At 57.4% G+C, this 25419-nt stretch carries 38 protein-coding genes; 2 read left to right on the forward strand and 36 right to left on the reverse strand.

Going from position 1 to position 25419, the window contains the following annotated elements; translation table 11 throughout:
• From ABM428_RS13425 to rpmC, 25 genes are all read right to left on the reverse strand, one after another.
• Window positions 1-1215: an amino acid ABC transporter permease gene (locus tag ABM428_RS13425; RefSeq protein WP_037944857.1), complete on the reverse strand. Its 1215-nt coding sequence runs from the start codon at window positions 1213-1215 to the stop codon at window positions 1-3.
• A 124-nt stretch (window positions 1216-1339) separates the two neighbouring features.
• Entirely contained in the window at window positions 1340-2356 is a 1017-nt protein-coding gene (locus tag ABM428_RS13430; RefSeq protein ID WP_037944858.1) for an amino acid ABC transporter substrate-binding protein, read from the reverse strand.
• Between the two features lie 185 nt (window positions 2357-2541).
• Window positions 2542-3255, reverse strand: coding sequence for an ATP12 family protein (locus ABM428_RS13435; RefSeq protein ID WP_353628011.1), 714 nt, complete (start codon window positions 3253-3255; stop codon window positions 2542-2544).
• A complete protein-coding gene (locus tag ABM428_RS13440; protein WP_005849777.1) occupies window positions 3252-4301 on the reverse strand; it encodes an RluA family pseudouridine synthase in 1050 nt (349 codons plus the stop codon). The genes ABM428_RS13435 and ABM428_RS13440 overlap by 4 nt, the downstream gene beginning before the upstream one ends.
• Complete coding sequence (gene crcB, locus ABM428_RS13445; protein WP_168593289.1) at window positions 4298-4678, reverse strand: fluoride efflux transporter CrcB; 381 nt, start codon at window positions 4676-4678, stop codon at window positions 4298-4300. Before crcB ends, ABM428_RS13440 begins: the two co-directional genes overlap by 4 nt.
• A 31-nt stretch (window positions 4679-4709) precedes the next feature.
• Window positions 4710-6017 carry a replication-associated recombination protein A gene (locus ABM428_RS13450; RefSeq protein WP_132997806.1) on the reverse strand — a complete coding sequence of 436 codons (1308 nt, stop codon included), beginning with the start codon at window positions 6015-6017 and terminating at the stop codon, window positions 4710-4712.
• Window positions 6018-6021: 4 nt separating this feature from the next.
• Window positions 6022-7392 (reverse strand): trypsin-like peptidase domain-containing protein, encoded by a 1371-nt coding sequence (locus ABM428_RS13455; protein ID WP_132997807.1) that lies wholly within the window; start codon window positions 7390-7392, stop codon window positions 6022-6024.
• A gap of 138 nt (window positions 7393-7530) precedes the next feature.
• Window positions 7531-7950: a 50S ribosomal protein L17 gene (gene rplQ, locus ABM428_RS13460; RefSeq protein WP_005849785.1), complete on the reverse strand. Its 420-nt coding sequence runs from the start codon at window positions 7948-7950 to the stop codon at window positions 7531-7533.
• 131 nt (window positions 7951-8081) lie between these two features.
• Window positions 8082-9098 (reverse strand): DNA-directed RNA polymerase subunit alpha, encoded by a 1017-nt coding sequence (locus tag ABM428_RS13465; RefSeq protein WP_005849787.1) that lies wholly within the window; start codon window positions 9096-9098, stop codon window positions 8082-8084.
• A gap of 116 nt (window positions 9099-9214) precedes the next feature.
• A complete protein-coding gene (gene rpsK, locus ABM428_RS13470) occupies window positions 9215-9604 on the reverse strand; it encodes a 30S ribosomal protein S11 (RefSeq protein WP_005849789.1) in 390 nt (129 codons plus the stop codon).
• Between the two features lie 15 nt (window positions 9605-9619).
• Window positions 9620-9988, reverse strand: coding sequence for a 30S ribosomal protein S13 (gene rpsM / locus ABM428_RS13475; RefSeq protein WP_005849790.1), 369 nt, complete (start codon window positions 9986-9988; stop codon window positions 9620-9622).
• 311 nt (window positions 9989-10299) lie between these two features.
• A complete protein-coding gene (locus ABM428_RS13480) occupies window positions 10300-10947 on the reverse strand; it encodes an adenylate kinase (protein WP_037944866.1) in 648 nt (215 codons plus the stop codon).
• Window positions 10944-12308 carry a preprotein translocase subunit SecY gene (gene secY, locus ABM428_RS13485; protein WP_037945112.1) on the reverse strand — a complete coding sequence of 455 codons (1365 nt, stop codon included), beginning with the start codon at window positions 12306-12308 and terminating at the stop codon, window positions 10944-10946. The genes ABM428_RS13480 and secY overlap by 4 nt, the downstream gene beginning before the upstream one ends.
• 120 nt (window positions 12309-12428) lie before the next feature.
• Window positions 12429-12911 (reverse strand): 50S ribosomal protein L15, encoded by a 483-nt coding sequence (gene rplO / locus ABM428_RS13490; protein ID WP_005849796.1) that lies wholly within the window; start codon window positions 12909-12911, stop codon window positions 12429-12431.
• Between the two features lie 240 nt (window positions 12912-13151).
• A complete protein-coding gene (rpmD, locus tag ABM428_RS13495; RefSeq protein ID WP_005849797.1) occupies window positions 13152-13340 on the reverse strand; it encodes a 50S ribosomal protein L30 in 189 nt (62 codons plus the stop codon).
• 2 nt (window positions 13341-13342) lie between these two features.
• A complete protein-coding gene (gene rpsE / locus ABM428_RS13500; protein WP_005849799.1) occupies window positions 13343-13924 on the reverse strand; it encodes a 30S ribosomal protein S5 in 582 nt (193 codons plus the stop codon).
• A 109-nt stretch (window positions 13925-14033) separates the two neighbouring features.
• Window positions 14034-14393, reverse strand: coding sequence for a 50S ribosomal protein L18 (gene rplR, locus ABM428_RS13505; protein WP_005849801.1), 360 nt, complete (start codon window positions 14391-14393; stop codon window positions 14034-14036).
• Between the two features lie 11 nt (window positions 14394-14404).
• Window positions 14405-14938: a 50S ribosomal protein L6 gene (rplF, locus tag ABM428_RS13510; RefSeq protein ID WP_005849804.1), complete on the reverse strand. Its 534-nt coding sequence runs from the start codon at window positions 14936-14938 to the stop codon at window positions 14405-14407.
• A gap of 10 nt (window positions 14939-14948) precedes the next feature.
• The gene (gene rpsH, locus ABM428_RS13515) at window positions 14949-15341 is read right to left on the reverse strand and encodes a 30S ribosomal protein S8 (protein ID WP_005849806.1); all 393 of its coding nucleotides are present in this window, start codon (window positions 15339-15341) and stop codon (window positions 14949-14951) included.
• A 12-nt stretch (window positions 15342-15353) separates the two neighbouring features.
• Entirely contained in the window at window positions 15354-15659 is a 306-nt protein-coding gene (rpsN, locus tag ABM428_RS13520) for a 30S ribosomal protein S14 (RefSeq protein WP_005849808.1), read from the reverse strand.
• A gap of 19 nt (window positions 15660-15678) precedes the next feature.
• Entirely contained in the window at window positions 15679-16242 is a 564-nt protein-coding gene (gene rplE / locus ABM428_RS13525; RefSeq protein WP_005849810.1) for a 50S ribosomal protein L5, read from the reverse strand.
• Window positions 16235-16546 (reverse strand): 50S ribosomal protein L24, encoded by a 312-nt coding sequence (rplX, locus tag ABM428_RS13530; RefSeq protein ID WP_005849812.1) that lies wholly within the window; start codon window positions 16544-16546, stop codon window positions 16235-16237. The genes rplE and rplX overlap by 8 nt, the downstream gene beginning before the upstream one ends.
• Window positions 16546-16914, reverse strand: coding sequence for a 50S ribosomal protein L14 (gene rplN, locus ABM428_RS13535; RefSeq protein ID WP_005849814.1), 369 nt, complete (start codon window positions 16912-16914; stop codon window positions 16546-16548). The genes rplX and rplN overlap by 1 nt, the downstream gene beginning before the upstream one ends.
• A 157-nt stretch (window positions 16915-17071) precedes the next feature.
• Entirely contained in the window at window positions 17072-17311 is a 240-nt protein-coding gene (gene rpsQ / locus ABM428_RS13540; protein WP_005849816.1) for a 30S ribosomal protein S17, read from the reverse strand.
• A gap of 15 nt (window positions 17312-17326) precedes the next feature.
• Window positions 17327-17533 carry a 50S ribosomal protein L29 gene (rpmC, locus tag ABM428_RS13545; protein ID WP_005849818.1) on the reverse strand — a complete coding sequence of 69 codons (207 nt, stop codon included), beginning with the start codon at window positions 17531-17533 and terminating at the stop codon, window positions 17327-17329.
• 161 nt (window positions 17534-17694) lie between these two features.
• Here rpmC and ABM428_RS13550 point away from each other — a divergent pair, with 161 nt between their 5' ends.
• The gene (locus ABM428_RS13550; RefSeq protein ID WP_064215813.1) at window positions 17695-18315 is read left to right on the forward strand and encodes a TIGR02466 family protein; all 621 of its coding nucleotides are present in this window, start codon (window positions 17695-17697) and stop codon (window positions 18313-18315) included.
• Here the strand turns inward: ABM428_RS13550 and ABM428_RS13555 are convergent.
• Complete coding sequence (locus ABM428_RS13555) at window positions 18312-18524, reverse strand: hypothetical protein (RefSeq protein ID WP_005849822.1); 213 nt, start codon at window positions 18522-18524, stop codon at window positions 18312-18314. The genes ABM428_RS13550 and ABM428_RS13555 overlap by 4 nt on opposite strands.
• A 213-nt stretch (window positions 18525-18737) precedes the next feature.
• Between ABM428_RS13555 and ABM428_RS13560 the strand changes: the two genes are divergently transcribed.
• Entirely contained in the window at window positions 18738-19202 is a 465-nt protein-coding gene (locus tag ABM428_RS13560) for a hypothetical protein (protein ID WP_132997808.1), read from the forward strand.
• An 89-nt stretch (window positions 19203-19291) separates the two neighbouring features.
• Here the strand turns inward: ABM428_RS13560 and rplP are convergent, their stop codons facing one another.
• The 10 genes from rplP to rpsJ all read right to left on the reverse strand — a co-directional run bounded on the left by rplP (window position 19292) and on the right by rpsJ (window position 25372).
• On the reverse strand, window positions 19292-19705 hold the full coding sequence (gene rplP / locus ABM428_RS13565) for a 50S ribosomal protein L16 (RefSeq protein WP_005849828.1): 414 nt from the start codon (window positions 19703-19705) through the stop codon (window positions 19292-19294).
• Window positions 19706-19718: 13 nt separating this feature from the next.
• Complete coding sequence (rpsC, locus tag ABM428_RS13570) at window positions 19719-20426, reverse strand: 30S ribosomal protein S3 (protein WP_005849830.1); 708 nt, start codon at window positions 20424-20426, stop codon at window positions 19719-19721.
• Window positions 20426-20806: a 50S ribosomal protein L22 gene (gene rplV / locus ABM428_RS13575; protein WP_005849831.1), complete on the reverse strand. Its 381-nt coding sequence runs from the start codon at window positions 20804-20806 to the stop codon at window positions 20426-20428. The genes rpsC and rplV overlap by 1 nt, the downstream gene beginning before the upstream one ends.
• A gap of 3 nt (window positions 20807-20809) precedes the next feature.
• Window positions 20810-21088, reverse strand: a complete 279-nt coding sequence (rpsS, locus tag ABM428_RS13580) for a 30S ribosomal protein S19 (protein WP_005849833.1) — start codon at window positions 21086-21088, stop codon at window positions 20810-20812.
• Between the two features lie 3 nt (window positions 21089-21091).
• Window positions 21092-21934, reverse strand: coding sequence for a 50S ribosomal protein L2 (gene rplB / locus ABM428_RS13585; RefSeq protein WP_005849835.1), 843 nt, complete (start codon window positions 21932-21934; stop codon window positions 21092-21094).
• Between the two features lie 272 nt (window positions 21935-22206).
• Complete coding sequence (locus ABM428_RS13590) at window positions 22207-23082, reverse strand: DUF1206 domain-containing protein (RefSeq protein WP_132997809.1); 876 nt, start codon at window positions 23080-23082, stop codon at window positions 22207-22209.
• A gap of 204 nt (window positions 23083-23286) precedes the next feature.
• Complete coding sequence (locus tag ABM428_RS13595) at window positions 23287-23583, reverse strand: 50S ribosomal protein L23 (RefSeq protein ID WP_005849839.1); 297 nt, start codon at window positions 23581-23583, stop codon at window positions 23287-23289.
• On the reverse strand, window positions 23580-24197 hold the full coding sequence (gene rplD, locus ABM428_RS13600) for a 50S ribosomal protein L4 (protein ID WP_009825301.1): 618 nt from the start codon (window positions 24195-24197) through the stop codon (window positions 23580-23582). Before rplD ends, ABM428_RS13595 begins: the two co-directional genes overlap by 4 nt.
• Window positions 24194-25036 (reverse strand): 50S ribosomal protein L3, encoded by an 843-nt coding sequence (gene rplC / locus ABM428_RS13605; RefSeq protein ID WP_005849843.1) that lies wholly within the window; start codon window positions 25034-25036, stop codon window positions 24194-24196. The genes rplD and rplC overlap by 4 nt, the downstream gene beginning before the upstream one ends.
• Before the next feature lie 18 nt (window positions 25037-25054).
• Entirely contained in the window at window positions 25055-25372 is a 318-nt protein-coding gene (gene rpsJ, locus ABM428_RS13610) for a 30S ribosomal protein S10 (protein WP_005849850.1), read from the reverse strand.
• Window positions 25373-25419 lie beyond the last annotated feature (47 nt).

The raw sequence follows: 25419 nt of genomic DNA on the forward strand, positions 1-25419 counted from the left end.
TTACCGCTCCTTCAAGCTGACAGAGTTGTTGTAAACGTTCATGATCGCAGAGATCGACAGCGAGATCGTGAGATAGAACAGCATCAGCAAAAGCACGCATTCGATCGCGCGGCCGGTTTGGTTCAAGGTGATCCCCCCCAGTGTCGCAGTGATATCGGCATACCCGACGGCAATCGCGAGCGACGAGTTCTTCGTGATGTTGAGGTATTGCGAAATCAGCGGCGGAATGATCACACGCAACGCCTGCGGCAGAACCACAAGGTTCATAACCCGCTTCGGGCGCAAGCCCAGCGACGAAGCAGCTTCGGTCTGCCCTTTTGAGATCGCCTGAATACCTGCACGCACGTTTTCGGCGATGAAGGCACCGGTGTATACGGACAAAGCCAACCACAATGCGATCAGCGGCGCGCCGATCTGCAGACCACCACGGAAGTTAAAGCCCTTAAGCTCGGGGTAATCCAATGCGATGGGGCTGCCCATGATGAAGAACATCACAATCGTCGGCACCAGCAAGATCGCGACAGTGGGCCATCCCATAGGCAGCAGCTTGCCCGTACGGAACAGAAGGCTAACCGCATACCGGCGATAGATAATCGCGGCGATGATCGACAGCACAAAGGTCGCAACCACGATCATAGACCCCGGGCCCCAAACCGGTGCGGGGATGTAGATACCGCGGTTGGTGAAGGCGAAGGCGTCGAAAAGCATGCTCGACGTGGCGTTGTCACCGCGGAACTTGTTGGGCGCGGGCAATACGGCCGTCATCAAGGTGTAGATCATCAGGATCCAGATCAGCACCGGAATATTCCGGAAAATCTCGACGTAGACCGACATCAGTTTGGACACGAGCCAGTTCTTGGACAGGCGCGCCACACCTGCGATCACACCCAGAATTGTCGCAGTGACACAGGCCAGAAACGCAACAAGAAGTGTGTTGATGATACCGACCATTGCGGCACGCAGATTCGATGACTGGCTGTTATAATCGATTAAGGATTGGTTGATATCGTAGCCGGCTGGCACGTTCAAAAACCCGTAGGAGATGTTCAATCCGGCCTCTGCCAGATTTCGTACCAGGTTAATGCCCAGAAACGACATCAGTGCGATAAGCAGTATCAGCGCGATAAACTGGAAAGTGTAGGATCTATAGCGGGTGTCGTTAAGCAACATCGACAGCCGGAACGAGCCCTGTTGAGGGTCGGACATTGTCGTCATCAGATTTTCCCTGTGTGCCGGACCTGTTTTTCACGCACCATTCGGTGTCGCGGGCCGGGTTTTATTTTTGCGTCGTATAGGCGCAAAGGGCGCGGAATTGCTCCGCGCCCCTCGACGGATGTGTTTAGCGGAAAGGAGGCGCGTACATCAGGCCGCCGTCTGTCCACTGAGCGTTCAGGCCACGGGCCAGACCGATTGGTGTTTCTTCGCCGATGTTCTTGGCAAAGATTTCGCCGTAGTTACCTTGCGACGCGATGGCTTTTTTCGCCCAGTCAGCTTCCAGACCCAGCATTTCACCCAAAGTACCTTCGGTGCCAAGCAGACGGGCAACTTCTGGGTTTGTGGTGTTTGTTGTCATCTCTTCGACGTTTGCCGATGTGACACCCAGCTCTTCAGCTGCGATCAGAGCGTAGAGAACCCAGCGGGTTACGTCGCCCCAGTCGTTGTCGCCATGGCGAACAAGCGGGCCCAGAGGCTCTTTGGAGATGATTTCGGGCAGGATGATGTGCTCACCTGGGTTTTCAAAGGTCGCGCGTGTCGCGGCCAGACCGGATGCGTCGGTAGTATAGGTGTCGCACGCACCGGCCAGATACTGCTGTTGGCCTTCGGCGTTTGTTTCAACGGGCACGGGCTCGTAGCTGATGTTGTTGTTGCGGAAGAAGTCCGCGAGGTTCAGCTCGGTCGTGGTACCGGTTTGGATGCAGACAGTCGCGCCATCCAGATCCTTGGCAGAGGAAACGCCAAGCTCTTTCGGAACCATGAAGCCCTGACCGTCATAGTAGTTCACGCCGATGAAGTCGAACTTGAGGTCGACATCGCGGCTGAAGGTCCATGTGGTGTTACGTGCAAGGAAATCGATCTCGCCCGAAGCCAGCGCGGTGAAGCGTGTTTTGCCGGTTGTGGGGATGAATTCGACAGCTGCGGGGTCGCCCAGTACAGCAGCGGCAACGGCGCGGCATACCGCCACGTCAAAGCCTTCCCATTCACCATTGGCGTTAGGGGCCGCAAAGCCAGCCAGACCGGTGGTAACGCCGCAGTTCAGCTTGCCGCGCGCTTTGACATCGTCAAGCGTGGACGCAGCAGCTGCGCCAGCCGCAAGGCCGGCTACTGTTAGCGCACCAAAAAATACGGATTTGTTCATTTTAACCTCTTCCTGATTTTCCGCCACGTTTTAGGGCGGTTCACCCGGCACCTTTTCGGACCGGAGATGTTTTGGCGGGGTTATCCCCGTCAGTGGAAGGGAGTTTGGGCGAATTTACGCCGGAACGTCAAGTCAGTGTGCTTAAAAAATGCCCTCAATCCTATGTATTGGGGTCACCGTGAAACCTATTCGGGCACGCTCAGGTCAAACATCAACTTAGCGTGTAAGAAACTAGTCTTTTTCACTGCGGCCAAGGCGTCTGCTTCGTCATCATTGCCCCACTGCTCGGCCTGCCAAATCTCGTCCAGACGCGAGATTTCCCAAATCGATTCCGCTTCCTTTGCGTCAAGCGCCGCCGCAAAGCCCAAGATCAACGAGCCAGACAGGCTCACAAGGTCGTGGAAGGCAGCGAGTTGAAAGTTGCTTAACGCATGGGTGCGCGCCGACAGGCGTGCGACATCCGCAGGTGACTGGGGTTCGTGCATGATCCCCACTCGGGTCTGCAAGCTCACGCCCAAGGCTTCGCGGGCCCACTCCAGCATGGGGTCCCATTGTTCGGCCTGCCGCGCGACCAGCTCAGCCGGGCTATCCGCGCGATAGCACAGCAGATCACAGTCGCCGTAGGCCGCCAACATATCCGCAACCTCGGCATGTTGCAGCGCAACCTTGTCGGTCGCTGCATTGGCGGTTTTGGTAGCGGGCATGGTGTCGGGGTTGATCACCCCGTCCTGTGCCTGCCACTCAGCGGCGATTTTCTGCGCCATAGCGCGGGTTGGCACCACCAGTGCACGTTTGGCCGGCGTCTTGATCCCGCGCCCGTCAAGCTCGACAGTATAGCCACCCTCCGCCTCGACAACGGCCGCATCTTTCCAGAAACGTTTCGCTTTCCAATCGCTCACCCCCAATCCTCCTCGAACGGGTCAGCAGGCACGTCGGAGGGTGCCCACTGAAACGTGTCCCAGGTGCGCGCCATGTGGTCCGGCAGCGGGGCCGTGAGGTTCAGCCGCGCCTTGGTGACAGGATGCTCCAGCGTCAGGGATCGTGCATGCAAGTGCAGCTTCTTAGAGATATCACCCCCCAGTTGCGCACCCCATCCGTCGCCCATGTTCTCCTGACCTGAACCGCCATATTTTCCATCTCCGACAATGGGATGCCCGATTTCAGCCATATGTGCGCGCAGCTGGTGCGTCCGGCCCGTCACAGGGATCAGCGCCATCCAGCAGGTCCGCTTACCGGCTTGTGCGAGGGTCGCATAATCGGTGGTCGCGCGCTTGGCGCCTTCGGTTGTTTCCATGTCTTTCGGGTGGACGCAGTACATCTTTTCGCCCTCACCACGGGCCCCGTGACCGAAGGCTTTGACCAGCCCGAATTTGATCGTCCCGTTGCGCGGATGCGGGACGCCCGCGACCGCAGCCCAGTAGATCTTGCGGGTTTCGCGATGCCGGAACGACGCTGTCAGCGCGGCGGCAATTGACCGTGTCCGCGCCATGATCAGCACGCCAGAGGTGTCTTTGTCCAACCGGTGCACAAGGCGCGGCTTTTCATCAAGCTCGAACATCAAAGCATCGGCAAGCGCGTCGACATGGCGGTCCGATTGACCAGACCCGCCCTGCACCGGCAGCCCCGGCGGTTTGTTTAGCGCGATGATGTGATCGTCGCGATAGATCACACAGGATCGGATAAACTTGGTATCCGCCTCTGATATCCGCGTGCGCTTAGGCGGCGGCGGGGCCTTTTCATCAGGCAGCGGCGGGATACGTACGGTCTGCCCAACCTCAAGCCGAGTAGAGGCTTTGACCCGCCCCCCATCAACACGGATGTCACCTTTACGGCACATCTTTTCGATCAGCCCTTGGCCAATCAGCGGAAAGGTCCGTTTGAACCAACGGTCCAACCGTTGATCCCCGTCGCCTTCTTCTACGACCAGATGTTGAACCCGGCTCATGCAAATACCCCTCTGGCCACGAAAAGGCCCAGCATTAATCCTAGCACCGATAGCCCGACGGACAGTGCCACATATATCCCTGCCGCCCCGATCTGGCCGCGCTCCATCAACGTGACCGTCTCGAGCGAGAAGGACGAGAACGTTGTAAAGCCGCCAAGCACGCCGGTCATCACAAACGGGCTGATCTGCGTCAGCCCTTTTTGTGCGGCACACACCACAAAGAGGCCCATCAAGAACGACCCGATGATGTTGACCGTCAACACCGCGATCGGAAAATCCGACAGCCCGGCCAGCCGCGTCACGGCGACACCAAACAGATACCGCAAGGAGGCACCGATCGCGCCGCCCATAGCGACAAGGGACAGGGTTGAAATCATCTGCGGTCTCTCACGGTTCACGCCCCGAATGTCAAGTTTTCCGCGTTGCCCGCAGCTTTTCGAAATAATCGACCCGTTTTTTCAGGTCACGTTCAAAGCCTCGTTCGACAGGTTGATAGAATTGCGGTCGCTCCATCCCGTCGGGAAAGTAGTTCTGGCCGGAAAACCCGTCTTCGGCATCATGGTCATAGGCATACCCCGCGCCGTAGCCCTGTTCTTTCATCATCTTGGTGGGCGCGTTCATGATGTGCTTGGGCGGCAAAGAGGACCCGGTTTGCTTGGCCGCACGCCGCGCAGCCTTATAGGCCACGTAGGCCGCGTTCGACTTCGGGGCCAGCGCGAGATAGGTCAACGCCTGCGCAATCGCCAGTTCCCCTTCGGGCGAACCGAGCCGCTCGTAGGTCTCCCACGATTGCAGGCAAACAGACTGAGCTTGCGGATCGGCAAGCCCGATATCCTCGACCGCCATGCGCGTGATCCGGCGCATCAGATACCGCGGGTCTTCGCCTCCCTCCAGCATCCGCGCCAACCAGTACAGCGCCGCGTCAGGGTCAGAGCCGCGCACGGATTTATGCAGCGCTGAGATGAGGTTATAATGCGCGTCCCCCCCTTTATCGTATTGCGCCGCGCGCCGCATCAACCGCGCCGACAGGGCCTTGCCGTCCAGCTTGCCCTCGACCTTCCAAGCGGCGACTTGCTCTATCAGGTTGAGCAACGCACGCCCGTCGCCATCAGCCATCTCAAGCAGGTTTTCACGTGCAGGCCCGTCCAGTGGCAGGCCACGACCCAGTTCCTTTTCGGCCCTTTGGGCCAGCCGTTCCAGATCAGACAGCGGCAAGCGCTCCAACACCAGAACCTGCGACCGGCTCAGCACAGCGGCGTTCAGCTCGAACGATGGATTCTCGGTCGTGGCCCCGACCAGCAGGATCGTTCCATCCTCCATATGAGGCAGGAAGCCGTCCTGCTGCGCCTTGTTAAAGCGGTGGATCTCGTCCACGAACAGCAGTGTCCCCTGCCCGTTCTGTCGCCGGATTTTCGCCGCATCAAAGACCTTGCGGAGCTCAGGCACACCGCTGAAAATCGCGCTGATCTGCACGAAATGCAGGTCCGTCTCATCTGCCAGCAGTCGCGCGATCGTCGTTTTGCCAACGCCGGGCGGGCCCCAGAAAATCAGCGACCCCAACGACCCAGACTGCAGCATGACCGTCAGCGGCGCGTCCGGCCCCAGCACCTGTGACTGACCGATGACCTCGCCCAAGCTCCGCGGGCGCAGCCGGTCCGCCAACGGGCGGTGCCCGCTTTCCACAGCCGGCGCGTCCGATCCAAATAGGTCCGCCATCGCGCTAGACCCGGAATTGCAGCGACAGACGCTGCACGCCACGCTGCACCACCATCGACACCTGACGGCTGCCCGCCATCTGGTCGCTGACGTCCGACGGTGTTTGCACCTCGGCCCCGTTCACGGCCAAGATCACATCCCCCTGCCGCAACCCCACGCGCGCACCATAGGGCCCGGTATCCATCACCGCCACACCCGCTACCTCAAGCGGGAGGTTCAATTCAGCCATCACAGCAGGATTGATCCGCGCCAACGCCAACCCTGGTAGCAAGCTGCTTTCATCCAGCGTGAGCGCGGCACGCGATGGCTCTTCCGGTGCGGCGATCAGGGCGACCTCAACCTCTTCCACCTTGCCATCGCGCAGCCGCGTGATCCGCGCTTGCGCCCGCATCCCGGCTACGCTCATGCGGTAGATCATCTCGGCGGGTGTATGTACCTCTTGCCCATCGACCGCCGTGATCACATCGCCGACTGCAACACCGGCCTTCAGAAACGGGCTGGCAGGGTGCATCCCAGACACGATGATGCCACCAGGCCGGTCCAGCCCCAGCGGGCCCGCCATATCCGCGTCCACCGGCTGCCCGCTCATCCCCGCCCAAGGTCGGGTAAATTCAACGGCCCCGTCGCGCGCCTGCGCCATGAACGCCGCGATCAAATTGGCAGGTATCGCAAAGCCGATCCCGTTTGACCCGCCCGAGCGTGTTAAGATCGAGGTGTTGATCCCGATCAACCGCCCCTCTACGTCGATCAACGCACCGCCAGAGTTGCCCGGGTTGATCGGTGCATCCGTCTGGATGAAGTATCCCTGCCCGCCACCGTTCATCCCGCCAGACCGCGCAAGCCCTGACACGATCCCGCTGCTCACCGTTTGCCCGACCCCAAAGGGGTTGCCGATGGCCAGCGTCAACTCGCCGACCTCGACGGTATCGCTATCGCGCAACGACAAAGGGGTAAGCCCGTCGACGTCATCGATTTTCAGGATAGCCAGATCGCTCTCTGCATCGCTCAGCAGCACACGGGCGGAAAACTCGCGACGGTCCGACAGGACGATCCGAATGTCCGTCGACATCCCGACCACATGATAATTCGACACGACGATCCCGTCCTCCGACAGGATCACGCCGGACCCGAGCGAGTTCTGAACCCGTGGGCGGCCGGCGTCTGGCCGTCGAAAGAAACGTTCAAAGAAGGGATCAGCCTGCAGCGGCGTGCGGCTTTGTTCGACGATGGTGCGGGCGTAGATGTTCACCACGGCGGGCGCGGCCTCGCGGACCAGCGGCGCAAAGCTCAACTGGATCTGCGCGGCAGAGCTTGGCACCGTTTGCGCAGCGGCAGGGAAAGACAGAACGGTCAGCAGGATCAGAAGTATTTTCATGCCCCCAGATATGCGCAGCCATAGGCCCTTGCGCAACACCCGAGTTCCAAATGGATTTAAATCCTCGCCGAAGGCATAAAAGCAAAAAGCCCCTGCGTTGGCAGGGGCTTTCAGAATTCTTAACAAAAGCAGGTCGCTTTAGTCTTCGGCAACCTCATAGGCCGCGACGCGCGCCTTGTCGTTTGCACCCTTCGCGTCGCGGTCGCGATCTACGAATTCGATAATGGCCATAGGTGCCATGTCGCCATAACGGAAGCCCGCTTTCAGAACGCGGACATAGCCACCCTGACGGTCTTTGTAACGTGGGCCCAGGATGTCGAACAGCTTCGCGACATACTGGTCTTGCTTCAGCTTGCTTGCAGCCTGACGACGCGCGTGCAGGTCGCCGCGCTTTGCCAATGTGATCATCTTTTCGATGATTGGCTTCAATTCTTTGGCTTTTGGCAATGTTGTTTTGATTTGCTCATGTTCGATGAGCGAGCCTGCCATGTTCGAGAACAACGCCTTGCGGTGCTCATGTGTACGGTTCAGGCGGCGGTAACCACGTGCGTGACGCATTTTCTAGTCTCCAATTTAATGCCCTCTACGGGCGGTTTTGCTTTGTCTGGTTGGCGTGCGTAGCGCCAACTCTCCTTGGGGCCGATGCCCGGTCGTATTGTCGGGCGGGGAAGCCCAACCCGACAAATCTCTTAGAACGAATCCTCGAACTTTTTCGCGAGGTCTTCGATGTTGTCTGGTGGCCAGTCCTCGACGTCCATACCAAGGTGCAGGCCCATGCCCGACAGCACTTCCTTGATCTCGTTCAAGGATTTGCGGCCAAAGTTCGGCGTGCGCAGCATTTCGGCTTCGGTCTTCTGAATCAGATCGCCGATGTAGACGATGTTGTCGTTCTTCAGGCAGTTTGCCGAACGGACGGACAGTTCCAGCTCGTCCACTTTCTTCAGCAGCAGCGGGTTGAATTCCAGACCGTCGTCGTCGTCCTGACGCGATGCGGATTCAGGCTCGTCGAAGTTGACGAAGATACCCAGCTGATCCTGCAGAATACGCGCAGCAAAAGCCACGGCATCGTCAGGAGAGATGGAGCCGTCTGTTTCGACTTTCATCGTCAGCTTATCATAATCCAGCACCTGACCTTCGCGGGTCGGCTGCACGTCATAGGACACTTTCTTGACCGGCGAATAGATCGCGTCGATCGGGATAAGACCGATAGGCGCATCTTCTGGCTTGTTCTTGTCTGCCGCCACATAGCCCTTGCCGGTGTTGACCGTCAGTTCCATGTAAACGTCAGCGTTGTCATCCAGGTGGCAGATCACGTGATCGCGGTTCAGAATTTCGATACCAGCGCTTTCGGAGATATCACCAGCTGTGACAACACCCGGTCCCTTGGCAGAAATCGACAGGCGCTTGGGCCCTTCGACTTCCATGCGCAGGGAAACGCCTTTGAGGTTCAGAACGATGTCGGTGACATCTTCGCGAACACCCGCAACGCTCGAAAATTCGTGCAAAACATTATCGATTTGTACAGATGTGATGGCGGCACCTTGCAGCGACGACATCAGAACGCGGCGCAGCGCGTTGCCCATTGTCAAACCAAAGCCACGCTCCAGCGGCTCGGCGATGACAGTAGCCTGACGTGCAGGGTCATTGCCCGGCTTGACGTCCAACTGCTGTGGCTTGATCAATTCAGCCCAATTTTTGTGGATCATACGTCCCTCCATTCCTGTTCTGCGCCCCATGTCCAAATGGCGAAGAACTCCCGAGGTTTCAACAAAGCAGTAAGAGGCCGTGCGCAAAGGCGCGGCCCCTTTTGTAACTTATACTCTTAGACGCGGCGGCGTTTCGGAGGGCGGCAGCCGTTGTGCGCCATTGGGGTCACGTCACGGATCGATGTGATGTTGAACCCGGCAGCTGCCAGCGCGCGCAGGGCGCTTTCACGGCCGGAGCCGGGGCCTTGCACTTCGACTTCCAGCGTTTTCACGCCGTGGTCCTGGGCTTTTTTACCTGCATCTTCAGCAGCCATCTGAGCCGCGTAAGGTGTCGATTTACGCGACCCTTTAAAGCCCATGGTGCCTGCGGAGGACCAGGAAATTGCGTTACCCTGAACGTCAGAGATCAGGATCTTTGTGTTGTTGAAGCTGGAGTTAACATGCGCCACACCTGCGGCGATGTTCTTGGAAACCTTACGCTTCGTCTTTGTCTTTTCGCGTGCCATTGATCAGACCCTCCCTTACTTCTTCTTACCGGCAATGGCCTTTGCAGGGCCTTTGCGCGTACGAGCGTTGGTGTGGGTACGCTGACCACGAACCGGCAGGTTACGACGGTGGCGCAGGCCACGGTAGCAACCAAGGTCCATCAGACGCTTGATGTTCATCTGCGTGTCGCGACGCAGGTCACCTTCGACGGTGTAGTTTTCGTCGATATACTCACGGATTTTCAGGATTTCAGCATCCGAAAGTTCGTTGATACGACGTGTGGAATCGATGCCAACAGCTTCGCAGATTGCAGCTGCGGAAGAGTTACCGATACCGGTGATATATGTGAGGGCGATTGGAACCCGCTTTGCAGTCGGGATGTTTACGCCGGCAATACGTGCCACGTGTGTGCTTCCTTTTCGTTGCGGGTCCGTCATGCCAGACCCTTTTTTCACAACGTGAAGCCCGAGGCGAATGTGCCGTCGGGCTCCAGCTGATCAGGTGTTCATGCGCAGGGCGTGATCGGTGCCCGTTGCAATTCGATTCTCTTACGAGATACGGCTGGTTATGAGGAATTGACCGGCGCGTCAACCCATAGCGGCGGTCCGCCGTATGGATATCCCTTTCAATCCGAAAGCACCCCGCCCTGCCCCATATAATCGCAAAACGGCGCGCCTAGAAAAGCGCGCCGTTGCCTGTCGGTCGTAAGGTTGGATTAAGCGTCCAGAACCTTGGCGATGCTGTCCTGCACCTCTTTGATGTCTGCCAAACCGTCAACGCGCGTGAGCATGTTGTGGGCGTAGTAATAGCCCAACAGCGGCGAGGTCTTCTTGTAGTATTCCATCAAACGATTGCGGAGGCTTTCCTCGTTATCGTCTGCGCGGCGCTTGAAGTCCGACGCGCCGCATTTCTCGCACTTGCCGTCTGCTGGCTGCGGCTTTGTCACGTCGTGATAGACTTCGCCACAGTTGCCGCAGGTGGACCGACCGGAGATACGCGTAACCAGCGCCTCATCATCCACGCCCAACTGGATCACGTGATCCAATGGCTTGCCTGTCGCCTCCAGCAGCTCACCGAGCGCAGTGGCCTGCGCCAGCGTGCGTGGGAAACCGTCAAAGATGAAACCGCCGTGGTCAGTGGTGTCTTCCAGCTTTTCGCGGATCAGGCCGATCACGATCTCGTCGGTCACCAGATCACCGCGCGCCATGACATCGGCAACCATGTTGCCCATCTCTGTCCCGCTGTCTTTGGCTTCACGCAGCATGTCACCAGTGGAAAGCTGTACCATATTGCGTGTCTCAACCAGATGACGCGCTTGTGTACCTTTACCCGCTCCGGGTGGTCCTAAGAGAATAATGTTCATCGACGTACCGGGCTCCGTTTTTTCCGTGGTTTGCCAGACTTACCGCGCAACTGGGAACGTTCAAGCAGACCTTCATACTGATGTGCAAGCAGATGGCTTTGTACCTGCTGGATCGTGTCCATGGTCACGGACACAACAATCAGCACCGATGTACCGCCAAAGTAGAACGGGATCGCAAACTGGCCACGCAGGATTTCGGGCAGAATACAAACAGCCGCTAGGTAAAGCGACCCGAGCACCAGAATGCGGTTCACAACATATTCCAGATACTCGGCGGTTTTCTTACCGGGGCGGATGCCGGGGACGAAACCGTTCTGGTTCTTCAGGTTGTCCGCAACCTCGTCAGGTTTGAAGCTGACGTTGAACGTGTAGAAATATGCAAAGAAGACGATCATCGCGACAAAGAACAGCAGGTACAGCGGCTGGCCGGGGCCGAAGTTGGCCAGCAGAACCGACATCACCGGACCGGTAGAATTGCCCGAGAACGTGCTGATCGTGACCGGCAGCAGCAGCAAAGAGCTGGCAAAGATCGCAGGGATAACACCGGCGGGGTTTACCTTGACCGGCAGGTGCGAAGAACCGCCATCGTACATCTTTTGCCCAACCTGACGGCGCGGGTACTGGATGTGGATCTTGCGCAAGGCGCGTTCCATAAAGACGACGAACATGATCGTCGCGATAACCATAACCAGCACGCCAACGATAATCGCGGGGCTGATCGCACCAGAACGACCCGAAGAGAAGAACTGCGCAATCGCGGCAGGAACCTCGGCGATGATGCCAACAAAGATGATCAGCGAGATACCGTTACCGATGCCGCGTGCGGTGATCTGCTCACCCAGCCACATCAGGAACATCGTGCCACCGACCAGCGTGATCATACAAGCGATGCGGAAATACATGCCCGGATCAGCGGCGATATCGCCAGCCTCAAGGGAGACAGCCAGGCCATAGGCCTGCAGCGTCGCCAGAGCCACCGTACCGAAGCGGGTGTATTGGTTGATCTTCTTGCGCCCCTGCTCGCCCTCTTTCTTGAGCTGCTCTAGCGCGGGCACCATCGAGGTCATCAGCTGAACGATGATCGATGCAGAGATGTAGGGCATGATACCCAAGGCAAAGATCCCCATACGGCCAAGTGCGCCGCCGGTGAACATGGAAACCATGCCGCCGATGCCTTGACCCGCGCTTTCCATAAACTGGCGCAGGGCGGTGCCGTCGATCCCGGGAACCGGAATGAACGTGCCAAGGCGATAAACGATCAACAACCCCAGAGTGAATAGAATCCGGTTGCGCAGGTCTGTCGCCTTGCCCAACGCGGACCAACTGGTGTTGGCGGCCATGCTTTCGACGGCTGATACCATGATATAGGGCTCTTTCTTTGCAAAAACGCCGCCCAAGCCGTTTTCCGGCGGGCGGCATTTGGGAAAACTCGATTGACTATGTAAGCGGGACGCGTCCCGCTCACAAGGCAAAAGGTCGGGTTACGCGTCTGCGTTTGCCGCGGCAGGTGCTGTGACGGTCAGTTTGCCGCCCGCTTTTTCTACGGCTTCAACCGCGGATTTGGATGCACCGGATACTTGCAGTTCAACCTTGGCGTTGAAATCGCCTTTGGCCAAAACGCGGATACCGTCCAACTTGCGACGAACCAGACCGGAGGAAATCAGGGCGTCCTCGGTGATCGCAGCGGAGGCGTCGATCTTTTTGGCGTCGATGAATTTCTGGATCAGGCCCAGGTTCACAACGGCATAGGACTTCCGGTTTGGCTTGGTGAAGCCGCGCTTTGGAAGACGTTGGTACAAGGGCATTTGACCGCCTTCGTAACCGTTGATCGATACACCCGAACGGGATTTCTGACCTTTGATACCACGGCCACCCATTTTACCGGTGCCGGAACCAGGACCACGGCCGACGCGCTTGCGTTTCTTGGTGGCGCCTTCGTTGTCAGACAGTTCATGAAGTTTCATGTCGCTTCTCCTTTTGCCGGATGTGGCCCCCAGCGACGGGAGCGGCCAAACGCGGCGTTGCATGATTCTTGTGGCGGATTGGTGGCCACTGGGGGCGTATAGACGGGAGGCTTGAAGGTTTCAAGCCCTGCCCCAACTCCCAGGTGCCCGAGACAAATGAAAACGCCCCGTAGTTTCCCACGGGGCGTCGATACCGAGCAGCAAGACCATTATAAAGTCTCTAGCTTTCTAGGAAAGCGTTCAGCCTTTTTCTTCGATGATCTCAACCATGTGAGAAATCTTGCGGATCATGCCGCGAACGGAAGGTGTGTCTTCCAGTTCACGCACACGGTGCATTTTGTTCAGACCCAGACCAATCAACGTAGCGCGCTGGTCGGCGGGGCGGCGGATTGGCGAGCCAACCTGCTTGATTACGATCGTCTTAGCCATGCTTATGCCTCCTCAGCGACTTGTGCGGACGATTCAACATTGTCCTCACGCTTGGGCAGAATGTCTGCAACTTTCTTGCCGCGACGCTGAGCAACAGCACGTGGCGAAGATTCTTTTTTCAGGCCGTCCATGGTGGCGCGGATCATGTTGTAAGGGTTCTGGGTCCCGATGGACTTCGATACAACGTCCTTAACACCCAGCATTTCGAATACGGCACGCATTGGACCACCGGCAATGATCCCGGTACCTTCTGGTGCTGTGCGCATTACAACGCGACCGGCGCCGTGACGGCCTTCCATGTCGTGGTGCAAAGTGCGGCCTTCGCGCAGCTGAACGCGGATCATTTGGCGCTTAGCTTGCTCGGTGGCTTTGCGAATGGCTTCTGGAACCTCTTTCGCTTTACCTTTGCCGAAGCCTACGCGGCCCTTTTGGTCGCCAACAACGACAAGTGCAGCGAAGCCAAAGCGCTTACCACCCTTAACGGTTTTGGAAACGCGGTTGATCGCCACTAGGCGGTCGGCGAATTCGGGTGTCTCGTCGCGTTGGTTGCGGCGGTTGCCACCCCGGTTGTCATCTCTTGCCATGCGGCATCATCCTTTTGGTGCTGCGCTTGCGCGCGTCATAGAGTCAATCCAAGTGGGCAAAGCCCCCGGATCATCGAGGCGGCGCGAGACCCGCGCCGCCTACGTTCGCTTAGATTTTCAGACCGCCTTCACGGGCTGCATCGGCCAAAGCTTTGATCTTGCCGTGGAACAGGAAACCGCCACGGTCAAAATATGCTTCGCTTACACCGGCCTTCTTGGCACGCTCGGCGATTGCCGAACCAACCTTGGTCGCTGCTTCGATGTTGTTCTTGCCAACAACGCCCAAGTCTTTTTCCATTGAGGACGCGGAAGCCAATGTGACCCCGTTTACGTCGTCGATCAGCTGGGCGCTGATGTTTTTGTTCGAGCGGTGAACGGAGAGGCGAAGACGCCCTGCGTTGACCCGGCGAAGTTTGTTCCGAACGCGCAGGCGGCGTTTCAGAAACAGTTGTCTTTTGCTGTTTGCCATCTGTGCGATCCTTACTTCTTCTTGCCTTCTTTGCGGAAGACGAACTCACCCTTATAGCGGATGCCTTTGCCCTTGTAGGGCTCGGGCTTGCGCCATGCGCGGATGTTCGCAGCGACCTGACCAACAAGCTGTTCGTCAATGCCTTCTACCACAATCTCGGTCTGTTTCGGGGCTGTGACTGTCACACCTTCGGGTGCCACATAGTCAACATCGTGGGACAGGCCCAGGTTCAGTTTCAGCGTGTTGCCGTTCATGGCAGCACGATAACCAACACCCTGGATCTCAAGCTCTTTTTTGAAGCCTTCGGTGACGCCGGCAACCAGGTTGCTTACCATTGTGCGGCTCATGCCCCACTGCTGGCGTGCGCGCTTGGATTTGCCGCGTGGTGTGATGGTGACCACGTTGTCTTCGACAGCCAATGTAACGTCGTCAGTTGCCTTGAAGGAACGTGTTCCCTTGGGGCCTTTGACTTCGATGGTCTGGCCGCTCACGGATGCTGTAACACCGCTTGGCAGGTCGACCGGTTTTTTACCAATACGAGACATTTTGCTCTCCTTAGAATACGGTGCAGAGCACTTCGCCGCCAACATTCTGGCTGCGTGCATTCTGATCCGACATCACACCCTTGGGGGTGGAGACAATCGACACACCAAGGCCCTGACGGACAACGGGAATGTCATTGACGCCCATGTAGACGCGGCGACCGGGCTTGGAAACCCGCTTCAGCTCACGAATAACAGGTTCGCCCTCGTAGTACTTGAGGCTGATTTCAATCGCGGGGTGGCCATCGGCGCCCGTTTTTGCTTCGTAGCCACGGATGTAGCCTTCGTCTGCAAGCACGTCCAGAACCCATGCACGCAGCTTGGAAGCTGGTGTCATGACGGTGGATTTGCCGCGCAGCGAAGAGTTACGGATGCGTGTCAGCATATCTGCGATAGGATCGTTCATCTGATGCGCTCCTTACCAGCTCGACTTGACCATGCCGGGGATTTGGCCCGAAGAGCCAAGGTCCCGCAGCGCGATCCGCGAAATTTTCAGTTTACGGTAGTAAGCGTGTGGACGGCCTGTCAGCTGGCAGCGGTTGTGCAGACGCACAGCGCTGGAGTTGCGAGGCAGTTTTGCCAGCTTCAGGGAGGCGCGGAAACGCTCTTCCATCGGCTTGGATTCGTCGCTTACGATCTCTTTCAAGGCAGCGCGCTTGGCAGCGTACTTCTTGACCAGTGCTTCGCGCTTCTTTTCGCGCTCGATCATGGATTTCTTAGCCATATCTAAATCCTCCCCGCGCTTACGATGTGAAGGGCATGTTGAACGCTTTCAACAGTGCCTTCGCTTCAGCGTCGGTTTTCGCCGTGGTGGCGATCACGATGTCCATTCCCCAAGTTTCATCAACTTTATCAAAGTCGATTTCAGGGAACACGATGTGCTCTTTCAAGCCCATGGCGTAGTTGCCACGGCCGTCAAAGCTGTTGCCGTTGATGCCGCGGAAGTCGCGGATACGAGGCATTGCGATCGTGATCAGACGATCCAGGAATTCGTACATACGCTCGCCACGCAGGGTCACTTTCGCACCCAAAGGCATGTCTTCACGTACGCGGAAACCAGCGATGGATTTCTTGGCAACAGTTGTCAGCGCTTTTTGGCCGGCGATTGTTGTCAGGTCTTCCTGTGCGGATTTGGCTTTCTTGCTGTCACGAACAGCTTCTGCACCACAGCCGATGTTCAGAACGATTTTATCCAGACGCGGGATCTGCATTTCGTTCTTGTAACCGAACTCTTCCTTCAGAGCAGCGCGGATTTTGTCCGCGTATTCGCCCTTCAGGCGGGGTGTGTATGTTGCGTTATCAAGCATCGATCACGTCCCCCGTGGTTTTTGCAAAGCGCACTTTCTTGTCGCCTTCGATTTTAAAGCCAACGCGGGTTGCTTTGCCGTTGGCATCAACCAGCGCCAGGTTGCTCAGATCGATGGGCATCGCTTTGGGAATACGGCCGCCTTGCGACGTCTGGGACTGACGCGTGGCGCGGATTGCCATGTTGATACCATCTACGATTGCTTTGTTGGCCTTTGGGTCAACGGACGAGATGGAACCCGTCTTGCCCTTGTCCTTGCCAGCAAGCACGATGACTTTGTCACCTTTGCGAAGTTTAGCAGCCATTACAGCACCTCCGGCGCAAGCGAGATAATCTTCATGAAGTTTTTGGCGCGCAGCTCACGAACAACTGGCCCGAAGATACGTGTACCTACAGGCTCATTCGAGTTGTTCAGGATGACGGCGGCGTTACGATCGAAACGGATGGCTGTGCCATCTTCACGACGAACTTCCTTGGCAGTGCGAACGACGACGGCTTTACGCACGTCACCTTTTTTCACACGACCGCGAGGGATGGCTTCCTTGACCGACACGACAATGATGTCGCCGACGGATGCGTATTTACGCTTGGAACCACCCAATACCTTGATGCACTGAACACGGCGCGCGCCGCTGTTGTCAGCAACATCCAGGTTGGTCTGCATCTGGATCATTTGGTTTCTCCCGACCTTCTGGGGGGCGATGCGTGCCCTAACCCCAGGGTTTCGATTATATTGGTCCGCCCGAAATGGGCATCTCGCTCGTGCCTTTGGGCCTTGCCGCCCTCAGAGTCAAGGGAAACAAGGACCTCAGGCCCGAGCGAGCAGCACCTTAAGCCTCAGCGGCTTGCAGCACTTCCCAACGTTTGGTTTTCGACTTTGGTGCACATTCGATGATGCGAACAGCGTCGCCCACTTTGAATGTGTTGTTCTCATCGTGCGCCCGGTATTTTTTGGACTTACGGATGGTTTTCTTCAGAACCGGGTGCGTAAAGCGACGCTCTACGGAAACGGTTACTGTCTGTGCGTTGGCATCGCTTGTCACGGTGCCTGTCAGGATACGTTTGGGCATACTCTCAGGCTCCTATTATTCAGCAGATGCCGCGGCAGCGGCTTTCTGGTTCAGAACGGTTTTGACACGTGCGACGTCACGCTTAACGGTCTTCAAACGTGCGGAGTTTTCCAGCTGGCCTGTGGCTTGCTGAAAACGCAGGTTGAAGGATTCTTTTTTCAGGTTAACAAGCTCATCGCGGAGTTGATCCGGCGTCTTGTCGTGCAGTTCTTTGGCGTTCATCGCCTCTTCCTTTCGACATCACCAGTAGGCCCCTTATGGGTGACCATGATTCTGGTGGAGTTCATGTGAAAGGTTCCTCTACAGGCCCTACCCCTGTTTGGCAAGCAAGCTTTCTATAAAACCGTATCGCCACCCAGAACGGGCTGATATAGAATGGCCCTATGTCACAGATCGAATCCCTTTTCGTCACCCGTCTTTACCGCGCCGCCCTGTCCGAGCACGGTCAACCCGTTGATCCGGCCGAGCTGGAGGCCGCGTGCCTGTCCATCGCCGAGGATGACGAGGCCGGGCAGGAATGGTGCGAGGAACATGATTTCCCGGGCTACACCAGCTATGCATCGCTCACCGATCTGCCGTGGCGGTTCCCGATCTTCAAGACGGTGAAGAAAGCGCTGGATAAACACGTCAAAGCTTTTGCAAAGGAACTGGCGTTTGATCTGGACGGGCGCAAGCTCAAGCTTGAAGACCTCTGGATTAACATCCTACCCGAAGGCGGCATCCATACGGCACATATCCATCCCCATTCGGTGATCTCCGGCACGACCTATGTGGCGATGCCCGAAGGCACGAGCGCGCTGAAGCTCGAAGATCCGCGGCTGCCGATGATGATGGCTGCCCCCGGTCGCAAGAAAGACGCCCCGCGGGAACTGCGCCAGTTCGTCTATGCACAACCCGTCGTCGGTGACGTGCTGCTTTGGGAAAGCTGGCTGCGACACGAAGTGCCGATGAACATGTCCGAAGACGATCGCATCTCGGTCTCGTTCAACTACGCCTGGGGTTAACCACGTTTGGGCGGCGTTGCCTTGCGCGCCGCCTCTTGCTCTTTGATCGCGGCCTTTTCCTCTTTGGTCAGCTTATTGCCCCACTGATTATTGCTAAGCCCCAGATCATCCGGCATCGGCTTGGTCTTGCCCTTTTTGATCGTACCCCCCTTCTCAAGAAACGCTTTGATCAGGTCTTCGTCGGTGGTGGGCTTGGGCACATGTTTCATGTCAGCTCCTATAGGCAGGTTAGCCCGAGCCTATGCGCCACGCCTTGCGCTGGCTAGACCCTGCCGCCGCTTATTCATCGTGCATTAATGTTTCAAAAATCGCGGGCTGGATCACGTCACCGCGGGTTCAGCAGCTTGTGACTAGGATTGCATGTGTCCCGGTGCCATCTCGACCCCGTTACCGTAAACGATGCGCACATAAGGAAGCCCCACGTGGATACCCCAAACCAAAGCCCCCTGCCCGCCCTTGCCCTTGCCGGTCTGGTCGGCGAACTCACATTCGAGGCCTACGCATGGCTCGCCTCTCCCGTCCTGTTCGGCGTCAAGCTAGAACCCGCGAACCTGGTCATCGGGCTAAGCAAAAGGCTTTTAGGCCTGGACCTGACTTACGGCGCGGCCTTTGCCGTCCACTTCCTGATTGGCGCGTTAGGATTTGCAGCGGTGGTCTATCTGACCAAGCGGATGACACAGTTCGGCTATATTGGCGCGGGTGCCCTGGCCGGCGTCATCTTGTGGTTTGTCGCCCAAGGCATTTTGGCACCGCTGATGGGGCGTAGCTTCATGATGGGTTTTGGCACCTACACGCAGTCATCCTTCGTGGGGCACGTGGGCATGACCGTTGTCATCTCGATGGTCTGGCAAAAACTGGCACGCCGCCGCGCCAAGCTGTTTACCTAACCCTCACAGGGAGCGACAAAAAAAGCCCCCGCTGATATCTCAGCGGGGGCTTTTCTATTCATTCTCCGACAGATGTCGAAGCGAAGGTCTTACCAATCTTCGCGTACAACGACGCGGGTTTTGATAGGCAGCTTCATCGCGGCAAGACGCAGAGCTTCTTGTGCAACGTCCTCGGCGACACCGTCGATTTCGAACATAACACGGCCTGGCTTGACCTTGCAGACCCAACGATCCACGGAACCTTTACCTTTACCCATACGAACTTCGATGGGCTTTGCGGTGACAGGTACATCTGGGAAAATACGGATCCAGACACGGCCTTGACGCTTCATGTGACGCGTCATAGCACGACGAGCAGCTTCGATCTGACGTGCAGTTACACGCTCGGGCTCGAGAGCCTTCAGACCGTAGGTACCAAAGTTCAGGTCAGACCCGCCCTTTGCCACACCTTTGATACGGCCTTTGTGCTGCTTGCGGAATTTAGTACGCTTTGGTTGTAGCATCTTTCATTCCCCCTTAGCGACGACCGCCGGCACCGCGTGGTGCTGGGCCGTCTTGCATTTCTTGTGCCTTGCGGTCACGCGCAGCCGGGTCATGTTCCATGATCTCGCCTTTGAAGATCCAGGTTTTGATCCCGATGATGCCGTAAGCGGTCGACGCTTCAACATGCGCGTAATCGATGTCGGCACGCAGAGTGTGGAGCGGCACGCGGCCTTCACGGTACCATTCGGTACGCGCGATTTCTGCACCACCCAGACGACCAGCAACGTTCACACGGATACCCAGGGCACCCATACGCATGGCGTTCTGTACCGCACGCTTCATGGCGCGACGGAAAGAGACCCGGCGTTCCAGCTGCTGTGCGATGGATTCACCAACAAGGGCTGCGTCCAGCTCTGGCTTGCGCACTTCAACGATGTTGAGGTGCAGGTCAGATTTGGTGATCTTGGCGATTTTCTGACGCAGACCTTCGATGTCTGCACCTTTCTTGCCGATGATCACACCGGGGCGCGCTGTGTGGATCGTGACGCGGCACTTCTTGTGTGGGCGTTCGATGATCACACGGGCGATACCGGCCTGTGCACATTCTTTCTTGATGAAGTCACGGATGGCGAGGTCTTCGAGCAGAAGATCACCATAGTCCTTCGTATCGGCGTACCAGCGGCTGTCCCAGGTGCGGTTGACCTGAAGACGCATACCGATCGGATTTACTTTGTTACCCATCAGGCTTGCTCCTCAACTTGACGCACGACAATCGTGATTTCCGAAAACGGCTTGATGATCTTGCCGAAACGGCCACGCGCACGTGGACGACCACGCTTCATGATCAGGTTCTTGCCGACATATGCTTCGGCAACGACCAGTTCATCCACGTCAAGGTTGTGGTTGTTTTCACCGTTCGCGATGGCGGACTGAAGGCATTTCTTCACGTCCTGTGCGATCCGCTTTTTCGAGAAGGTCAGGTCCGTCAGGGCCTTGTCTACCTTCTTGCCACGGATCATCGCGGCGACGAGGTTCAGTTTCTGCGGGCTTGTGCGAAGCATGCGCAGTTTTGCACGGGCTTCGTTGTCAGCCACGCGGCGGGGATTTTTATCCTTGCTCATGGCTTATTTCCGCTTCGCTTTTTTGTCAGCTGCGTGACCATAATAGGTGCGAGTTGGCGAATACTCACCAAACTTCTGACCGATCATTTCTTCGCTGACGTTTACTGGGATATGCTTGTGACCGTTGTACACGCCGAACGTCAGGCCAACAAACTGTGGCAGGATCGTGGAACGGCGCGACCAGATTTTGATCACTTCGCTGCGACCGCTTTCGCGGGAGGCTTCGGCCTTCTTGAGGACATAAGAGTCAACAAAAGGACCTTTCCATACTGAACGAGACATCTATTAACGCCCCTTCTTCTTGGCGTGGCGCGAGCGTAGGATAAGCTTGCTGGACGCTTTGTTCTTGTTGCGGGTTTTTGCACCCTTTGTGGGCTTGCCCCAAGGCGTAACAGGGTGACGACCACCCGATGTACGGCCTTCACCACCACCGTGAGGGTGGTCGATCGGGTTCATAACAACACCACGTACCGAAGGGCGGATACCCTTGTGACGCATGCGGCCCGCTTTACCGTAGTTCTGGTTGGAGTTGTCAGGGTTGGACACGGCACCAACGGTGGCCATGCATTCCTGACGCACCAGACGCAGTTCGCCCGAGGACAAACGGATCTGAGCGTATCCACCATCACGGCCTACGAACTGTGCGTAGGTACCGGCGGCGCGTGCGATCTGGCCGCCTTTGCCTGGCTTCATTTCGATGTTGTGAACGATTGTACCGATTGGCATGCCCGAAAATGGCATAGCGTTCCCAGGCTTGATGTCGGCCTTGGCCGAGGAAATCACCTTGTCGCCAACAGCGATACGCTGTGGGGCCAGGATGTAAGCCTGTTCGCCGTCTTCGTACTGGATCAGTGCGATGAATGCGGTCCGGTTAGGGTCATATTCGATACGTGCGACAACCGCGGACATGTCCAGCTTGTTGCGCTTGAAATCGACGATACGGTAAAGGCGCTTTGCCCCACCGCCTGTGCGACGCATTGTGATCCGTCCGGTGTTGTTCCGACCGCCAGATTTGGTCAAACCCTGTGTAAGGGATTTGACCGGGCGGCCTTTCCAAAGCTCCGAACGGTCGATCAGTACCAGCCCACGCTGGCCTGGCGTCGTCGGTTTGTACGACTTGAGTGCCATGTTCTCTGTCTTCCGTTTTGCTTGTCCCCGGCCCCGTCGTGCTGGTGCCGAGATGGTTGTAGGGCCCCGAAGGTCCCCAATTTGAAATGCCGGACAAAGAACCCCTTTGCCCAACCTCGCGCATGGCTAGAACTCACCTATGCGCAAAACGACACAGCCCCGGACGAATCCGGGGCACTGCCGATGGGGTCGTTTAGGGGAGGATCAGCCGAGGGTCAAGGGAGCGTTCGGGAATAGTCTCGAAAACCCGACGTAGACCTACGCGGTGCCCGTCAGGACGCCATTGCCTTGACCTTGCGCGCGACGCTTTCAACCGACGGGTCGGCAGCCTTCGGTACAATACGGTAGACCGCATTCACAAAGCAGAACAGCGAAAACATCAGCAATCCGGCACAGAGAAGCCCAACCAGCACCCGCCCGTAGGCCTGCTGGTGCAACCACTCAAACGCCGCATCGATGCCGCCTGCACTCGACGCATTGGCACTTATCGCGGCATAGGCGATCAAACCGCCGATGATCAGCACCACCACGCCCTGCGCAGCCACGCCGATACGCAATAGCGGGTTCCAATGCAGGGTAAAGTGGTTGGCCTCCAGATGCTCGCGATACGACTGCGACGCTGCTTTGTAGAAATAGTAGAACCCCGTGCCCATCGTCGCCAGACCGATCCCGCCCACGACCCACACGCCCGCTGTGGTCTGCAGGAACTGGTTCAGCAACTCCTTGCTGCTAGAGCCAGACGACGCCACCCCCAGCACCGTCACAGCCAGCGCACCGATGGCACCGTGGATCAGGCCTGTGACCAGCATCCCGAACCGCGCAACGATGCCCTTGGCACCGCTGCCATATGCCTCAAGGTCCCAAAAGCTATCAACCGCGCGCCAGGTCGCATAGGCGAACATGCCCGTGGCGATCGCGAAGATCACTGCAAACCCCGTCGCTCCGTCTAATGACTGCAGCGTCGACTTAGTGCCCTCGGCCTGACCGCCAGATACAACGGACCAGAGCGACAGCCCGGCCACGACAAGGTAAACCAATCCGCGCCCTGCATACCCCGTCCGCATGATCGGCACGGCCCAGGCGAAATCGTCGGGGTCATTATGAGACAGGATCTCTGATCGGGTGGACTGGACGGAGTTGGTCGACATAGTGGCGCTATCCCTTCGGGCAAAGCCGGCCACCATTCAGCGGGGCCATTCCTTTGACGTGATGTGCAAGGTCAACGCACCGTCGGTCGGCAAGTTCCCGCGCGACATGCGCTGCGGGTATCATGCAGGCACTACCGCCCTCAAAACGGAAAAGGCCCCCCGCCTTGCAGCGAGGGGCCCTTTAACTTTTACGTCCAGGCTGACTTACAGACCGGTGGATACGTCGATGGAGTTACCTTCTTCGAGCGTAACGTAAGCCTTTTTCACGTCTTTCCGGCGACCCATCTGGCCGCGGAAACGCTTTGCCTTGCCTTTGGTGATGGTCGTGTTCACGGCCTTCACCTTGACACCAAAGAGAGCTTCAACAGCTTCTTTGATCATTGGCTTGTTGCTGTCGATCGCAACTTCGAAAACGACTGCATTGTGCTCGGAAGCCATTGTCGCTTTTTCAGTGATGATCGGCTTGCGGATCACATCGTAATGTTCGTGCTTGGCGCTCATTTCAAACGGGCCTCCAGTGCTTCGATCCCCGCTTTGGTGATCACGAGAGTGTCACGCTTGAGGATGTCATAGACGTTTGCACCCATCGTCGGCAGGATATCCAGACCTTCGATGTTGCGCGCGGCTTGCAAGAAGTTCTCATTTACCGAGGCACCGTCGATGATCAACGCGCGCTTCCAGCCCAGGTTCTTAACCTGTTTGGCCAAAGCAGCTGTTTTCCCATCGGATGTGGCATCGTCGATGATGACCAGGTTGCCGGTTTTTGCCTTGGAAGACAAAGCGTGGCGCAGACCCAGTTTGCGGAACTTCTTGGTCAGGTCGTGGCCGTGGCTACGAGGGGTTGGACCCTTGTAGATACCACCCGAACGGAAGATCGGTGCAGAACGTGCGCCGTGGCGTGCGCCGCCGGTGCCTTTCTGACGATAGATCTTCTTGGTCGAATAGCTGACCTCGGACCGTGTCTTGACCTTGTGCGTACCCTGCTGCGCGTTGTTACGCTGCCAGCGGACAACACGGTGCAGAATGTCGGCGCGTGGCTCAAGACCGAACAGGGCCTCGTCCAAGTCTACCGAACCGGCTGCGCCGCCGTCGAGTTTGATGACATCAAGTTTCATTCGTCACCTTCCTTCTTGTCCGACTCAATGGATGCTTCGGCTTCGGCAAGTGCGGCAGCTTCGGTCGCTGCTTGCTCTTCTGCCAAGCGTGCTGCTTCTGCTTCGGCCTCTGCAGCGGCTGCTGCGGCGGCTTCTTCAGCGGCTTTCGCGGCTTCGTCAGCGGCGGATTTCAAAGCGGCAGGCAGGATCGCGTCTGCTGGGAACGGCTTTTTCACCGCGTCCTTAACAGTCACCCAACCACCTTTGGAGCCTGGTACGGCGCCTTTGACCATGATCAGACCGCGTGCGCTGTCGGTTTTGACAACTTCGAGGTTCTGCGTGGTAACACGGGCAGCACCCATGTGACCGGCCATTTTCTTGCCTTTGAAAACCTTGCCTGGATCCTGACACTGACCTGTCGAACCATGCGAACGGTGAGAGATCGAAACACCGTGTGTCGCACGCAGACCGCCAAAGTTGTGGCGTTTCATCGCACCGGCAAACCCTTTACCGATGGAGGTGCCTGCAACGTCAACATACTGACCAGCAAAGTAGTGATCGGCGATGATTTCTTCGCCAACGTTCAACATGGCTTCGGGGTCCACACGGAACTCCGCAACCTTACGCTTGGGTTCAACCTTTGCCGCAGCAAAGTGACCACGCATGGCCTGCGACGTCCGCTTGGCCTTGGCTGTACCTGCGCCAAGCTGAACAGCTGTGTAGCCGTCCTTCTCGGGGGTACGCTGAGCAACAACCTGCAGTTTGTCGAGCTGAAGAACGGTCACAGGGATCTGCTTGCCGTCTTCCATGAACAAACGGGTCATGCCCATCTTTTTTGCAATAACGCCTGAGCGCAACATATTATTACCCTCCTACGCTTATGACTGCAGCTTGATCTCGACGTCCACACCAGCGGCCAGGTCGAGCTTCATCAGCGCGTCCACGGTCTGGGGGGTCGGATCAACGATATCCAGCAGACGCTTGTGCGTGCGGATTTCGAACTGGTCACGGGATTTCTTGTCAACGTGTGGGCCACGCAGAACTGTGAATTTTTCGATCTTGTTCGGCAGCGGGATTGGGCCGCGAACAGATGCACCGGTACGCTTGGCGGTGTTAACGATTTCCTGTGTGGACGCATCCAGCACGCGGTAATCGAACGCCTTCAAACGGATGCGGATATTTTGGCTTTGTGCCATATGTCATCATCCCTCATTGGGAGTAGAAACGAAGAGGAAGAGACGCC

Source organism: Sulfitobacter sp. TCYB15, assembly GCF_040435955.1.
In the GTDB taxonomy this organism is placed as follows: Bacteria; Pseudomonadota; Alphaproteobacteria; order Rhodobacterales; family Rhodobacteraceae; genus Sulfitobacter; species Sulfitobacter pontiacus.